This is a genomic window from Algoriphagus sp. 10J20-15, from assembly GCF_055809615.1.
In genome coordinates this window covers 166675-181331 of sequence record NZ_JBVVUG010000046.1, presented here as the reverse complement: position 1 = coordinate 181331, position 14657 = coordinate 166675, and the positions used below count along the sequence as shown (strand labels likewise).

Annotated in this window: 11 protein-coding genes and 1 tRNA gene; 5 read left to right on the top strand and 7 right to left on the bottom strand. The window is 40.7% G+C overall.

Annotated features, from left to right (window positions below; all coding sequences use genetic code 11):
- The first annotated feature begins 214 nt into the window (after positions 1–214).
- Positions 215–1300, top strand: coding sequence for an alpha/beta hydrolase-fold protein (locus tag AC0L6R_RS21895; RefSeq protein WP_473273166.1), 1086 nt, complete (start codon positions 215–217; stop codon positions 1298–1300).
- Between the two features lie 79 nt (positions 1301–1379).
- The gene (locus tag AC0L6R_RS21890) at positions 1380–2492 is read left to right on the top strand and encodes an endo-1,4-beta-xylanase (RefSeq protein WP_473273131.1); all 1113 of its coding nucleotides are present in this window, start codon (positions 1380–1382) and stop codon (positions 2490–2492) included.
- Between the two features lie 169 nt (positions 2493–2661).
- Here AC0L6R_RS21890 and AC0L6R_RS21885 read toward each other — a convergent pair whose 3' ends face one another.
- From AC0L6R_RS21885 to sucC, 6 genes are all read right to left on the bottom strand, one after another.
- Complete coding sequence (locus AC0L6R_RS21885; protein ID WP_473273130.1) at positions 2662–3126, bottom strand: c-type cytochrome; 465 nt, start codon at positions 3124–3126, stop codon at positions 2662–2664.
- Positions 3127–3184: 58 nt separating this feature from the next.
- Positions 3185–4303 (bottom strand): Gfo/Idh/MocA family protein, encoded by a 1119-nt coding sequence (locus tag AC0L6R_RS21880; RefSeq protein ID WP_473273129.1) that lies wholly within the window; start codon positions 4301–4303, stop codon positions 3185–3187.
- Positions 4304–4346: 43 nt separating this feature from the next.
- Complete coding sequence (locus tag AC0L6R_RS21875) at positions 4347–5321, bottom strand: sugar phosphate isomerase/epimerase family protein (RefSeq protein WP_473273128.1); 975 nt, start codon at positions 5319–5321, stop codon at positions 4347–4349.
- A 3-nt stretch (positions 5322–5324) separates the two neighbouring features.
- On the bottom strand, positions 5325–8840 hold the full coding sequence (locus tag AC0L6R_RS21870) for a PVC-type heme-binding CxxCH protein (protein WP_473273127.1): 3516 nt from the start codon (positions 8838–8840) through the stop codon (positions 5325–5327).
- Positions 8841–9243: 403 nt separating this feature from the next.
- Positions 9244–9317: transfer RNA gene (locus tag AC0L6R_RS21865), tRNA-Arg, on the bottom strand.
- A 41-nt stretch (positions 9318–9358) separates the two neighbouring features.
- A complete protein-coding gene (gene sucC / locus AC0L6R_RS21860) occupies positions 9359–10573 on the bottom strand; it encodes an ADP-forming succinate--CoA ligase subunit beta (protein ID WP_283411247.1) in 1215 nt (404 codons plus the stop codon).
- A 247-nt stretch (positions 10574–10820) separates the two neighbouring features.
- Here sucC and AC0L6R_RS21855 point away from each other — a divergent pair, with 247 nt between their 5' ends.
- On the top strand, positions 10821–11471 hold the full coding sequence (locus AC0L6R_RS21855; RefSeq protein WP_473273126.1) for an ABC transporter ATP-binding protein: 651 nt from the start codon (positions 10821–10823) through the stop codon (positions 11469–11471).
- A 177-nt stretch (positions 11472–11648) separates the two neighbouring features.
- Here the strand turns inward: AC0L6R_RS21855 and AC0L6R_RS21850 are convergent, their stop codons facing one another.
- Entirely contained in the window at positions 11649–11999 is a 351-nt protein-coding gene (locus tag AC0L6R_RS21850) for a peroxiredoxin (protein ID WP_473273125.1), read from the bottom strand.
- 244 nt (positions 12000–12243) lie between these two features.
- Between AC0L6R_RS21850 and AC0L6R_RS21845 the strand changes: the two genes are divergently transcribed.
- Positions 12244–13056: a DMT family transporter gene (locus tag AC0L6R_RS21845; RefSeq protein ID WP_473273165.1), complete on the top strand. Its 813-nt coding sequence runs from the start codon at positions 12244–12246 to the stop codon at positions 13054–13056.
- Positions 13057–13112: 56 nt separating this feature from the next.
- A complete protein-coding gene (locus AC0L6R_RS21840) occupies positions 13113–14609 on the top strand; it encodes a nicotinate phosphoribosyltransferase (RefSeq protein ID WP_283411244.1) in 1497 nt (498 codons plus the stop codon).
- Positions 14610–14657: the final 48 nt, after the last annotated feature.

The window sequence follows — 14657 nt, the reverse complement described above, 5'->3', positions numbered from 1 at the left end:
TTTGATAATGGGGAATAATCCCGCATTCTCTGGAAGTGAGCACTAAAGAAGCTGGAGATATCCTTTGTCAACGGATTTATCTTACTTCAATAAATTCTGTATTAATTCTTAAAACAGACCATACAATTCTGCAATACCTCAAGATTTAACTTGTCAATAATCCCAAACCTATAGAACCATGAAAAAGTACAACTTAACTCTAGTTTTTTTCTGGATGTTCAGTAGCTCAGTCTGCTATGCCCAGATGGACAACACAATCAAAGAAGACTTTAAACCTTCTTCCAAGAACCAGCCAGGTAAAGAATATCCCCAGGTAAACTCACAGGGATATGCCAGATTTAAAGTAGAAGCCCCGGCGGCTCAAAGTGTCAATGTAAGTTTGGGTCTCGGAGGCAAAGGGGGGACAAATCTTACCAAAGATATTGATGGAGTGTGGACAGGGACAACTGCAGGTCCGATGGATGAAGGGTTTCATTACTACCATTTGACTATAGATGGAGGTGTGTTCAATGATCCCGGAGCAAAGAATTATTATGGTTCTACCCGTTGGGAAAGTGGAATAGAAATCCCAGCACATGACGAGGATTTTTATGCGCTGAAGAATGTGCCTCATGGCATTGTGCAGCAAATATTATTTCCTTCGCCTAGCACCAGCACATCCAGAAGAGCTTTTGTTTATACTCCTCCTGGATATAATAAAGAGTCTTCCAAACGCTATCCAGTACTTTATCTGCAACATGGCTGGGGTGAAGATGAGACAGCTTGGAGCAATCAGGGACATGCAAATTTGATCATGGATAACCTCATAGCTGAGGGTAAAGTCGATCCTTTCATTATTGTAATGACATACGGAATGACCAATGAAGTCAAGTTCGGTGGATTGAGAGACTTTAAGGTTGATGCATTTCAAACTGTTTTAGTAGATGAATTGATCCCATATGTAGATGCAAACTTTAGAACTGTTGCAGACCAAGAACACCGGGCAATGGGCGGACTTTCCATGGGGGGAATGGAAACACATTCCATTACGCTCAATAAACCAGAGGTGTTTTCTCGCTATGCACTCCTAAGTGGAGGAATCTATACTCCTGAGGAGTTGAAGGATTCCATCAAGCCCGATCTTATTTTCATCAGTGCGGGAAGCAAGGAGAATCCAGACCGGGTGACTAATGCTGTGAATGTACTAAAAGATGCTGGCTACAATGCAGTTTCTTACGTATCCGAAGGTACAGCTCACGAATTCCAGACTTGGAGAAGGAGCTTACACGAACTTGCTCCGATTTTGTTTTCCAGTAAATAAACTACCGAGTGTACATACTCTCTTTTCTGGAAAAGGCACTCCTTTTTCTATCAGAATTAACCTATTAATATTTATACCTATGATATTCAAAAAAGTCTTAACCTTTGCATCACTCACCTTGCTTTTTTCAGTGCAAAGCCCTGAAAGTGAGCGTCTCGAAGATATTTTTGCAGATAGTTATCACATTGGAGTTGCCGTCAATGCATGGCAGGTGAACAGCTCTGATGAGAAAGTAAGCGCTCTTATAGCAAACCAGTTTAACAGCCTAAGCCCAGAAAATGGCCTTAAATGGGAGCGTGTCCACCCTGAACTTGATCGTTATGATTTCAAATTCGGAGACGAGTATGTCGCTTTGGGAGAAAAAATCGGAGCCTTTACGATTGGCCACTGCCTAGTTTGGCACCAGCAAGTACCACGTTGGGTCTTTCAGGATGAAAACAAGGAGCCTCTTGGTAAAGATGCCTTGATATCAAGAATGGAGGACCACATTGAGGCGGTAGCTGGACGGTACAAAGGTAAAATCCATGGATGGGATGTGGTCAATGAAGCATTCAATGAAGATGGGTCGTTTCGAGAATCCACTTGGTATAAAGTTACCGGAACTGAGTTTATGAAAGCGGCTTTTCGAAAAGCTCATGAAGTAGATCCTGAGGCAGAATTGTATTACAACGACTATAATGTCTGGAATGCAGCTAAGCGTAAAGGTATTCTTGATTTTGCAAAGGAAATGGTGTCTGAAGGAATCAAAGTGGATGCAATAGGCATGCAAGGGCATTACCAGCTTGAAACCCCTACGCTGGAGCAGATCGAGCAAGGCATAATCGACATTCATGAAGCTGGATTCAAAGTGATGGTGACTGAGCTGGATGTAGATGTGTTGCCTAGGCCGCGTAGTGCTGTGGGCGCCGACTTGAACATGAACTTTGCCAATTCAGAGGAATATAATCCATATAAGGATGGAATCACTCCGGAGGCCGAGGCCAAGTTAGCTCAGCGCTATGCTGATATTTTTAAGATATATGAAAAGCATAAGGACAAAATTACCCGCGTCACATTTTGGGGTTTAGGTGATGGGAATAGTTGGTTGAATAATTTTCCAGTAAGAGGAAGAACCAACTATCCATTGCTTTTCGACAGAAATCTGGAACCAAAAATTGAGGTGATTGAGAAAATCGCCAGTGTGGTGAAGTAGCATGTCGCTAAATGCGTAGCAGCAGCTTGTAAAAATGATGATTATAAATGCTAATAAATGGTAATCATAAGAGGCGCTAGATAAATAAAAAGGTGTCAGAGTGTTCTGACACCTTTTTTAAATAACTCCTTTCTCATTTGCATTAATGAACCTGATCAAACGAACATGTTTATTCGTATAGGCTCAAAATATACTTTACCATATCTTTTGCATCTTCTTCATTCAAAGTAGGATGCGGAGGCATAACAGTCTCTCCCCAAACGCCGGTACCTCCCTTTATTACTTTATTAGCAAGTTTGGTGATATTCTCGTCTGTGGGCTTATACTCAGCTGCTATTTCCTTAAATGAAGGTCCTATTACTTTTCTTTCCACTAAATGACATGATAGGCAATCAGAGTTACCAATCTTTGCTTCTCCTGAAAGTGCTACACCGGCCTCCTCTATAACTTCTTCCACCTGCTCTTCCTCTACGATGGGCTCATCAATTACAGCTGGGGTAGGTTTAGCCGCTTCTACTTCAACAGGCGTTTTGTCTGTTGCAACTTTGTCTGCAGTGGATTCACCACCTCCGCAGGCAAATGACATAACTGCCAGCACCAGGATAGCAGTTTTTGTTATGGTTTTAGTTTTCATTCTTTTAATCTAATTTATAGGCAGTGGCCTACGTCAAATAATTTTTTCTATAGGACGATTAATGACTGTTTAGTGTAAACTCAGGCAGATGTTTGATTGTTCCGCCATCCATAGCGGATTCGTGAGCTAAAATTCCAACACAGGTTATGTTTGCTGATTCCTTTGCATTTGGATACGGAGCTCTTTCTTCTGCTAATGCATTCAAAAACTCATTGACTAAGTGCGGGTGGGAACCACCGTGACCTGATCCTTGAATAAACGATAAATGCTGGTTGTCATCACCATCATAAACTCCCGCTGTGGTGAATGAAGCAATTTCATCTGGGAGTAAATGTCCGTAATCAGGAATCTTAACTCTTTCTGGACTTTCACCTGTATGAATCACAGAGTCTTCATGCTCAATTAACGTCCATTCAAAGGATTTTTTAGAGCCATATACATCAAAACTTTCTCTGTACTGTCTAGCTGTATTGAAAAGTGATCTAGTCACCTCAGCAGCTAAATCAGAGTCTTTGAATTTGATATGGCAGGTTTCTATGGCAAATGGAGAACCGTACTTTGGTATTAAGTTCTCGTCAATTCTACCTGAACCTAGGCAGGAAACATACTCAGCTTGAGCCTTTGGCAAAGCCAAAACAGGTCCCACGCAATGCGTCGCATAATGCATAGGAGGTAGTCCTTCCCAATAGCCAGGCCAGCCTGCCATTTCTTGCTGATGTGAGGCTCTTAAAAACTGAATTTTACCAAGCTCTCCTTTTTCATACATTTCTTTTACGAAGAGGAATTCCCGACTATAAATCACGGTCTCCATCATCATATAGGTTAAGCCAGTTCTCTGAACTTCCTCCACGATTTTTTTACAATCTTCCACAGAGGTTGCCATTGGGACTGTGCAAGCTACATGCTTTCCAGCTCTTAAAGCTTTCAGTGATTGCTCAGCATGATTTTGAATTGGTGTGTTGATATGAACAGCATCTACTTCTGGGTCTTTTAGCAATTCATCGTAATCAGTGTAAACTTTATCTATGCCAAAGGCTTTGCCGATCTCTTCAGCTTTTTCTTTATTTCGTTGACAGATGGCATACATGTTTGAAAGCTTATGTTTTTGGTAGATCGGAATGAATTCTGCTCCAAAACCTAGTCCAACGATGGCGATATTAAAGGGTCTATTACTCATTTTAGTGTATGTATGTTGTTATAATTAATTAGGTGAAATAGGTTTAAAATTTCAGGTTAGGTAGAAGAGGAGGGAAGCTATGCTTATCTACTCTCCTTGGGTTATTGACTCTTTCGAAATTATTTAAGATTATTAAAATCGATATTGAACCGTTATTTAACCAGCAGCCCCAGTTTTTAAGAAATTCCAAGCCCTCTTTGGCAAAGCCATCCTGTGATGGTACTAAAGGCTTCCAGATGCATACTGCACCAGCTAGTTCTTTTACGTCTGGGGTGAAGCTTTCAATTGAGATGACACCTTGGTAGTTGATTGCTTCAAGACCACGCTTATACGCATCCCAAGGCGTAGTTCCACTGCCAGGAGTTCCACGATAGTTTTCAGATACCTGGAAGTGGATCAATTTATCTCCGGCCAGTTTGATGGCGGCTTCAGGGTTTGGTTCTTCTATACTCATGTGAAAACCATCCAAAATCACTTTGGCTTCTGGTTCATTAATATCTTTGATTAACTGCATGAGTTCCTCGCAGGTATTAATAAGATCTGTCTCAAAACGATTCAATGTCTCTAAAGCGATGTCCAAACCGAATTTTCTTGCTGTGTGGCATACTTTACGGAGATTAGTCACCGCTCGATCCCATTCTATCTTCTTTTGTTCTGGAGATACCAATCTAGCTTTTCCCACTGCAGAATACATAGGTCCAGCTACAAACTTGGCATCTAATCCAGCAGCTATTTCAAAGCACTGGTCCAAGTAGTCAAAGCTGGTTTTATGAAATGATGGATCTTCATTGGTGAAATCTCGGCTTGTCCCGAAAGCTCCGCAGATAACGGCCTCAAGACCGTTATCGCTAAGTGCTTTTTTTACCTCTGGTATATTAATTAGCGCTGGATCTTCTACAGGTATCTCCACTACATCATATCCAAAGTTTTTAATTTTTGGTAATAAACTGAGTGTTTCAGAACTGAATGGAGAGGTCCAAAGCCAGGTGCTTACACCGAATTTTACATTAATTGGCATCTCTTATATTACTTTCATTATACCGTTCATTTTTTTCCAGTGATTCGGAAGTGTACAAACGAATGGATAATCACCTTTTTGAGAAGGTACTGTCATGATTATTGAATCTGAGGAATTTGGGAAAACTAAGCTGGTTGAAGCCAATACGTCAGTAGTCTCAGGGATAAAGCTTTTATCCATTCCTGTAAGGTCTTGAGCCATTTTGTCTGCTGCCTGACCGATTTTTTCTAGTGAACCTATAGCTCCAATGACCAGGTTGTGCTGAACGAAGTCAGGGTTGTTAAAATCCACGACTAGCTTACTTCCTGCAGTTACAATGAATGAGGATTTGTCAAAGGACATCTCATGAGGGATGGTGGTTAAGGTAACTAAACCATTTTTCACCACTTCAATTGATTCCTCTATGGAGGATACCGCCTTGCCTTCCTGCGGTGCAGATGCTTTTTTTAGATCCAAACTTGAATCATTGCCAATTCTACCGGAGAATCTCCAATTGCCTTCGTAGTCACCAACTTTGTTGTTGGAATCAAACTGACCAACGCGAACACTTTCTGGAGATAATGGCCCGGTAAATAATCCTTTGGTTTTGCCCTTTGCAACTTCTTTTCCATCAATCATTAAGGCCATGCTACCATCTTCCATAAGTGTTGCTTTAACTTGGAATCGCTCTGAAGGTAGGTTTTTACGTGAACTGATGATTTTCACATCACCATCTTGAGCTATTGCAAAGTGCAAGGCGTCTTTGTAAACATAAAGGCTATAGCCATTAGTACCATTTCCTTGAGCTACCATCACACCGTCTAGAGCATCTCTGCCCGGAGAAACTTCCATTTCTATTGTCATTTCTTTCCCGGTAGGATCAGGTGGGAAAAGAAGTGCATTTCTTTGACTCAAGGTATATGACTCAGATACTAAGCTTTTAGCAATCCTGTCAGCCACACCCATCAAAGAATCAGCTTCAGATTTCGGAGCCACTTCTCTGCCTTCAAATGCTGATGGGTGAGTCAATGCAGCAGCAAAAATTGCTTGTGGCAAAAACTCGTCATTAGCATTATCTTTATTTTCAGCTATAGCTAATAGCTTTTTAGAAACATCTGCTGAAGTTGGCATTTCAGAAACTGCCACAATCACATTTTTTCTAGTCTGCAGATTATCATCTTCCATTAAATTGGCTGCGAGGATTGCTTCCAATGCAGCTTTGTTTTTAGGAATTACTCTCACTGCATTCTTTCTTACTGCTGCAGAAGGATGAGTCAATGCTTTTTCTACCACTTGCTGTGCATTTACATTGCTTCCGTCTAGTGCACCTAGTCCGTGAAGTGTCCAAAGCGCATTGATTGCCGGTGCATTTAACCCAACTTCATCTACAGTTTGATCATTGATGATCTCGTATAGGCCTTCCAAAACGTCCATGTTTTTGGTTTCTACGATCAATCGCTGAGCAGTCAATCTCCAGAACATATTGTCACTTTGAAGAGCTGCTAAAAGCTCATCCCCGTCAGCATCTTTCAAGTCAAAGGTTTCGGAGGAATCATTTCCTTTATAGGTTAGGCGATAGATTCTACCGTGTTGTCTATCTCTTAAAGGGTTGATATATGCATTACCCTCTCCATTTTCAAATCCTCTTGGAGTCGGATTGTGCTGAATAATAAAGTTATACCAGTCTGCTACCCAAAGTGACCCATCAGGACCCACTTCTGCATGCACTGGGCTAAACCATTCGTCAGAACTTGCTAGAATGTTGAATGCATTCTTCTCTCTGAATCCAGAACCTTCTTGGATTATTTGCGAATTATGAAGCACACGACCCGTAGGTTCAGCTACAAATGCCATTTGATTCCAGTACTCTTTAGGAAAATTTCTGGCAGTATATAAATTGTGACCTGCAGCAGCAGTGTAACTTCCGTGCCAATCCACTTGTCTCAGGAATGGCGTGATATGAGGCATGTCGTAATGCGTATCTATACCGATTGCAGTATTTGGTGTTCCTCTATAGACAGTCCTTTTGGCGTACTTAGTTTCCATTGCCAAGTAGACAGAGTGCTGTCCATTAGCGGTAGAAATGAAGGTTTCGAAGTCTTCAGAGAAACCTAATCCCCAAGTATTATTGCTTGTACGGCCAAGGAATTCCATGTTTTCCCAAGTTGGCGTAAATCTATATACGCCTTGGCTGAAATTAAATTTCTTACCGCTTACTTCGCCATTGAAACCTGAATAGCCCAATACTCCCCATACTTTATTGTCAAAGCCATATTTTAAGTTAGATGGTCCAGCGTGGGTATCAAATTTGCCCCAACCTGTCATTACCACTTCTTTGACATCTGCTACATCATCGCCATCAGTATCTTTCAGGAATACAAAATCAGGAGCCATGGAAATCAACATCCCGCCATTTACAGCCATGATTGAAGTTGGAATATTTAATCCCTCTGCGAATACAGTCACCTTGTCTGCTTTGCCATCTCCGTTGGTGTCTTCCAAAATTTTGATTTTGTCATCACCGCCTTCTTTACGAATCTCATTAGGGTAATCAGTTGTTTCAATTACAAATAATCTACCTCTTTCATCCCATGCAAAAGCGATAGGATTGATGATCATTGGCTCCGATGCAAATAGCTCTAATTCAAATCCTACTGGCACCTGAACTAGTTTCATTGATTCCTCTGCAGAAAGTGGTAACTGATATCGTGGTGCTGGGTCTTTTCTTTCGTAATTCGGAATATCAGCATCTTCAAATTGAGGTTGTGGAATGTTGTATTCTGCCAAAAGTTCGTTTACATCATCACCTACTGCCCATAGGATACCGTTTGCTACTAATTCCTGAAATTCTTTTTTCTCCCAAGTCTTTTCGTTGTGACCATAGGCAGTATAGAATACTCTACCTTTTCCCTGCTCACGAACCCAAGTATAAGGCTCTTTGCCTTTATCATCTACCCGCTCCATTAGGACGGTCATATCTGGGTTTACTTGACTGTGTACATACGTCTCATCCCAAGTCTCAAACTCAGAAATGCCTTGCATTACTGGATGATCAGCATTGACAATAGTAGCTGTAAAATCTCCTGTGCCATGTGTGCTAAACTGCCCGCCGACTGCCTCTACAAACCAGTCCGAATTGCGGAAGCAAAACGAAGCACTGTGGATCGGAATTAATGCTTTACCACTTTCTATGTATGATTTTAGCGCAGATTCTTGCTCTGTGGTAATCTCATCATGATTGGCATAGATCATCAAACCATCATAATTGTTTAGCTTGGTAGAATTTAAGTCAGCTACATCAGTGGTGTAAGTGAGGTTGATTCCTTTTTGAAATAATGGTGTCTGTAAATACATCATCAATTTCTCTGAATTGTGATGCTCACTTTCATGACCAAGAACAAGGATCTCTATGCGCCTAGGTTCAGAAGATGAAAGAAAGTTTTGATTGCCTTTACCTCCGCATCCTGCGAGTATGGCAATAATTAGAATCACCATTCCGTAAATAGGTGACTTTGGTAATTTTGGGATTTTAAAATTCATATCAGTAATTGAACAGGTTTTAGTGAACTAATTTCCAGTATTATTCCCGTCATTTCTCCCTGTTTTAGATTAAAATATGACTGAATTATGATCAATCATGACAGATTTACTTTGAAATAGTATAGTAAACCAGATATTACTAATAAAAAAAAGATCAAATTCGAAGCTGATCAGAACTGCTGGGCGATTAATCCTAAAATATATAAGGTGATTTCAATCAATCAGTTAAGTAAAAATTTCACCTATCCTATCCAAACATGTCCTACGTATTTTGCCGTGGTGAATTGATTTGGCACATAGGATTGGCTTCAATCCGTCACTTAGGCAACAAAAAATAAACTACAAAAGGAGGGTTTTCTATTAAAAATAAAAGGCCTAGACGTGTGTCTAAGCCTTTGTAATGTGCACTCGGAAGGATTCGAACCCTCAACCCTCAGAGCCGAAATCTGATATTCTATCCAGTTGAACTACGAGTGCATGATGTACTGAAGATTGCTCCTCAGTACACTTAATATATATTATGCTTCGAGTACAGACTGTACTTTGTCAGCAGCTTCTTTCAAAGTGATTGCAGAGAATACTTTCAATCCGGAATCGTCAATGATTTTAGCTCCTTCAGCAGCATTTGTTCCTTGAAGTCTAACGATAATAGGAACTCTGATGTCTCCGATAGATTTGTAAGCCTCTACCACACCGCTAGCAATTCTGTCGCATCTTACGATACCACCGAATACGTTGATCAAGATTGCTTTTACATTTGGATCCTGAAGGATGATTCTGAAACCAGCTTCAACAGTAGTAGCATTTGCCCCTCCTCCTACATCTAGGAAGTTTGCAGGTTCACCACCTACCAATTTGATCATATCCATAGTAGCCATCGCAAGACCAGCTCCGTTTACCATGCAACCTACGTTTCCGTCAAGTTTCACATAGTTCAAACCTGATTCGCCAGCTTCTACTTCCAAAGGATCTTCTTCAGCTACATCTCTCAATGCCGCCAATCCTTTTTGTCTGTAAAGCGCGTTGTCATCGATATTCACTTTAGCATCTACTGCCAAGATTTTATCGTCAGACGTTTTCAATACTGGGTTGATTTCAAACTGAGATGAGTCAGTTCCTTCATATGCATTGTAAAGAGCAGTGATGAATTTCACCATTTCTTTGAAAGCATTACCAGAAAGACCTAATCCAAAAGCTACTTTTCTAGCTTGGAATGGCTGAAGACCAACCTTAGGATCGATCCACTCTTTCATGATTTTCTCAGGAGTGTGCTCAGCAACTTCCTCGATGTCCATTCCACCTTCGGTAGAGGCCATGATTACATTGCTACCAGTAGCTCTATCCAACAAGATAGATAGGTAATATTCCTTTGGCTCAGATGCACCTGGATAATATACATCCTCAGCGATCAAAACCTTGTTTACAACTTTTCCTTCCGGGCCAGTTTGGTGTGTTACCAAGGTACCACCTAGGATGTTTTTAGCTTTTTCGGCTACGTCTTCCAATTTCTTGGCTAGTACAACTCCATTGGAACCAGTCTCGTTGACTTTACCTTTTCCTCGTCCACCTGCGTGAATCTGAGCTTTGATCACATACCAGCTAGTACCGGTTTGCTCGTTCAACTTAACGGCTGCTTCATGAGCTGCTTCAGGTGTGTCGGCGACTATACCTTCCTGAATACGAACTCCGTAACCTTTTAATACTTCTTTAGCCTGATATTCGTGAATATTCATATATGTATGATTTTTTTCTCAAATGTCATCCCGATAGCTATCGGGAGGAATCTCGCAAGGTAGGGGATATTACCCCCTTTGACTTTTCAGCCATGCTCGATTTCATCCTCTGGAAATTTTTGCCCGAAGTTAAGCTCTTAGACTCGATAAATCAAACCTGACATTTTCCTTTTTCAGTAAAAAAAGACGTTAATTCCTCACGGAGATAGGCATTTGTTCTATTTTTGAAGTGATAAAAAATGTTAGCATGCTGAAAGCCAATGGAATCCATAAATCCTATGGAAGCCTTCAAGTATTAAAAGGTGTAGATCTAGAAATTTTAACTTCTGAAATTGTTTCCATAGTCGGTTCATCGGGAGCAGGAAAAAGTACATTACTTCATATTCTTGGGACATTAGATCAGCCTGACCAAGGTTCCTTGGAGATGGATGGAAAAAAGCTCCTAAATCTAAAAGGAGATGACTTGGCCAAATTCCGAAACGAGCGAATTGGCTTTATCTTTCAATTTCATAATCTTTTGCCAGAATTCACGGCTCAGGAAAATATTATGATACCCGGCTTGATCGGAAATGTATCTCCTGAGCAATTAACCAAAAAATCAGGGGAACTCGCTGAATTACTAGGAATCTCTCATCGATTGGATCATAAGCCTTCAACTCTTTCAGGTGGAGAGCAGCAACGTGTGGCAGTGGCTCGAGCTTTAATAAATAGCCCGGCGGTAGTCTTTGCAGATGAGCCGAGTGGAAACCTGGATACGCAAAATGCCAGAGGACTTCATGAATTGTTTTTCACGCTTCGCAAAGAACTGGGGCAAGCTTTCGTGATCGTAACGCATAATGAAGAGTTAGCTGCCATGGCTGATAGAAAAGTGGTGATGAAGGATGGGCTTATTTTATAAGATTTAAGACATTAGATTAGCAAGGGAGATTCGAGAAAAAGACAAAAGAGATTTCTCATTTCCCGAAAAAGCTGGATTGAAAGTTCCTCCATCGAAATGACTCCTCATAGCATATCAATTTTGCGCCTTGGCACCTTTAGGGGAGATTTAAAGACGTTGCGCCGCCGCGAGAAATCCTTACTTTTCCAGACTCTTTAGCATGGCTTCGATATGTCCTTTGGACTCAAACATATCTGAAAACGCTGCAGCAATCTTATGATCTTTATCTATCAAATAAGTGATACGCTTAGGCATTTTAATCAAAGGAACTAGGGCATCATAGGATTTACATACCTTTCCTGTTGGATCAGAAAGGAGTTCAAAAGGCAATCTGTGCTCTTTCTTGAATTTATTATGCGTTTCGATATCGTCTCTACTCAGTCCAAAGACCGGTATATCCAGATTTCTAAACGCTTCAAATTGATCTCTGAATTCGCAGGCCTCCGCGGTACATACTTTCGTGAAATCCTTTGGATAAATGTAAAGCACCAAAAGCTTTCCCTTTCAAGTCTTTTGATGTATTCAGAATATTTATACCTGTACACGCTAAGGTGAATTCCGGAGCAGTGCTTCCTGTTTTTAATGCCATAGAGAATAAAACCCAAATTGAGTAGAATGGTTCGCTAGTTTGATTCGTTTTTGTAACTATTTTTTGAACTATTGTCCAGACAAATTCCTTAGAAAAAGATCACTCTGAAAAGCTATTATTTTGAAGATTAACAGTGTCCAAGCCATGCTTTTGGCTGGAGTATTTTTCGCTCTGATGAATGTCTCAGTAAAGTACATTCCTCACATTCCTGCCATAGAAATTATTGTTTTTAGATCTATTTTCTCATTGATTTTCAGTTATTTGGTGTTGAAAAAGCAAAAAGTAAATGTTTTTGGGAATAATAAAAAGTGGTTAATAATTCGCGGTGTTGTTGGCTCTATCGGATTGATTTCCTTCTTCTATACCTTGCAAAATATCCCATTGGCCAGCGCGGTAACTATTCAATATTTGTCTCCAATTTTCACAACCCTCTTTGGAGTTTTCCTGCTCAAGGAGAAAGTAAAGCCCATTCAATTCTTATTTTTCGCCATTTCTTTTGGCGGAGTTCTGGTGATTCAGGGAGTTGATGCCCGGGTAGATATGTTTTGGGCGACAATAGGAATTATCTCAGCCATTTTCTCAGGCCTTGCTTACAATGTTATCAGGAAATTGAAAAACACGGAGCATCCGCTGGTAATTATTTTCTATTTTCCTTTGGTGACTTTGCCTTTTGCATTGATAGTCTCAGCTTTTGGCTGGGTGAATCCAGTTGGGTGGGATTGGGCGATTTTACTGTTCATCGGGGTTTGTACGCAGACTGCTCAGTATTTCCTGACTATTGCCTACCAAAATGCCAATGTGTCCAAAGTAGCCAGCCTTACTTATATAGGAATCGTTTATGCATTGATATTTGGGTTCTTCTTCTTTGATGAAACATTTGGCGCCCTCGTATATATTGGGATGGGGTTAGTTTTAATCGGGATTCTTTTGAATATGCGAGTGAAGCAAGTTTCTTAAATCAATTGGACAGGAATCAATTGAAGGTTATTTTTGAATTAAGCTAAAAACAAACAATGAAAATAACGAAAGACCTCTATCAAGGCTCACTGGCGCTACTGACAGATTTTTATCAATTGACCATGGCTTATGCTTATTGGAAATCTGGTAAAGCTGAGCAGGAAGCGGTTTTTAATTTATTCTTTCGAAAGCATCCTTTTCAAGGCGGATTTACAATCGCCGCTGGGTTGGATTATATAGTTGATTACTGTAAAAACTTCAAGTTTTCAGAAGAAGACTTGAGTTACCTGGCGACCATGAAAGGCAAAGACGGGCAGCTTTTGTTCGAGTCGGGTTTTTTGGATTACCTCAGGGAAATGAAATTTACCTGTGATATCGCAGCAGTTGAAGAAGGAACGGTAGTTTTTCCAAATACTCCTCTGGTTCGCGTGAAAGGCCCGTTGATTCAATGCCAACTGCTGGAAACTCCTCTGCTGAATATTATCAATTTCCAAAGTCTGATTGCTACTAAGTCTGCCCGGATCAACTTGGCGGCGAAAGGTGATCCGGTCTTGGAATTCGGCTTGCGTCGTGCTCAAGGCATAGACGGAGGACTAGCAGCTTCCAGAGCGGCCTACATAGGTGGATGCACCTCTACGAGTAATGTGATGGCAGGGAAATTATTCGGAATTCCTGTTTCTGGTACTCATGCGCATAGCTGGATCATGTCCTTTGAAACTGAAATAGAAGCATTTGAAGCCTATGCCGATGCATTTCCAGATCAATCTATTTTTCTAGTAGATACCTATGATACCATCAATGGAATCAAAAATGCGATCAAAGTTGGGAATGCCTTGAGAAGAAATGGAAAAGAGATGGTCGGTATTCGAATAGATTCTGGTGATTTGGCGTATTTCAGTAATATCGCACGAGAGATGCTAGACGAAGCTGGATTTTCTGAAGCGAAAATTGTCGCATCAAATGATCTTGATGAGCATATTATTACTTCGCTGAAGGGACAGGAGTCATCTATTAATGTTTGGGGAGTTGGGACAAAGCTTGTGACGGCATTTGATCAGCCTGCTCTTGGTGGTGTGTATAAATTATCGGCTATTAAAGATGAGAAGGGTGAATGGATTCCTAAAATCAAACTTTCGCAGCAGTCGCTGAAAATCAATATTCCTGGATTTCATACGATAAAGCGATTTTTTTCCAAAGGGAAAGCTGTGGCTGATATGATTTACTTGGAAGATCAAGAACTCAATCCTCAAGCTGCTTTAATCATCGATCCTAATGATCCAACCAGGAGAAAGCGGATGATGCCTGCTTTTTATCAGGAAGAACTATTACTCAAGCCGATTTTCGAAAAAGGGAAACTAGTGTATGAACTCCCTACAATTGTCAAGATCAGAGAAAGAGTGCAAAGTCAGTTGGATTCTTTGGATAAGACACATAAGCGATTGGTAAATCCACATCTGTATCCAATCGGATTGGAAGAAAATCTTCACCAACTGCGAATGGAGTTGGTTTTGAAAGCAAAACAAGTAGATACTGGCAATGAAGCTGAAAATTAATTAGCGATAAGCCGGAAGTGAGGACACTCTCTTGGGCGGATCTAAACA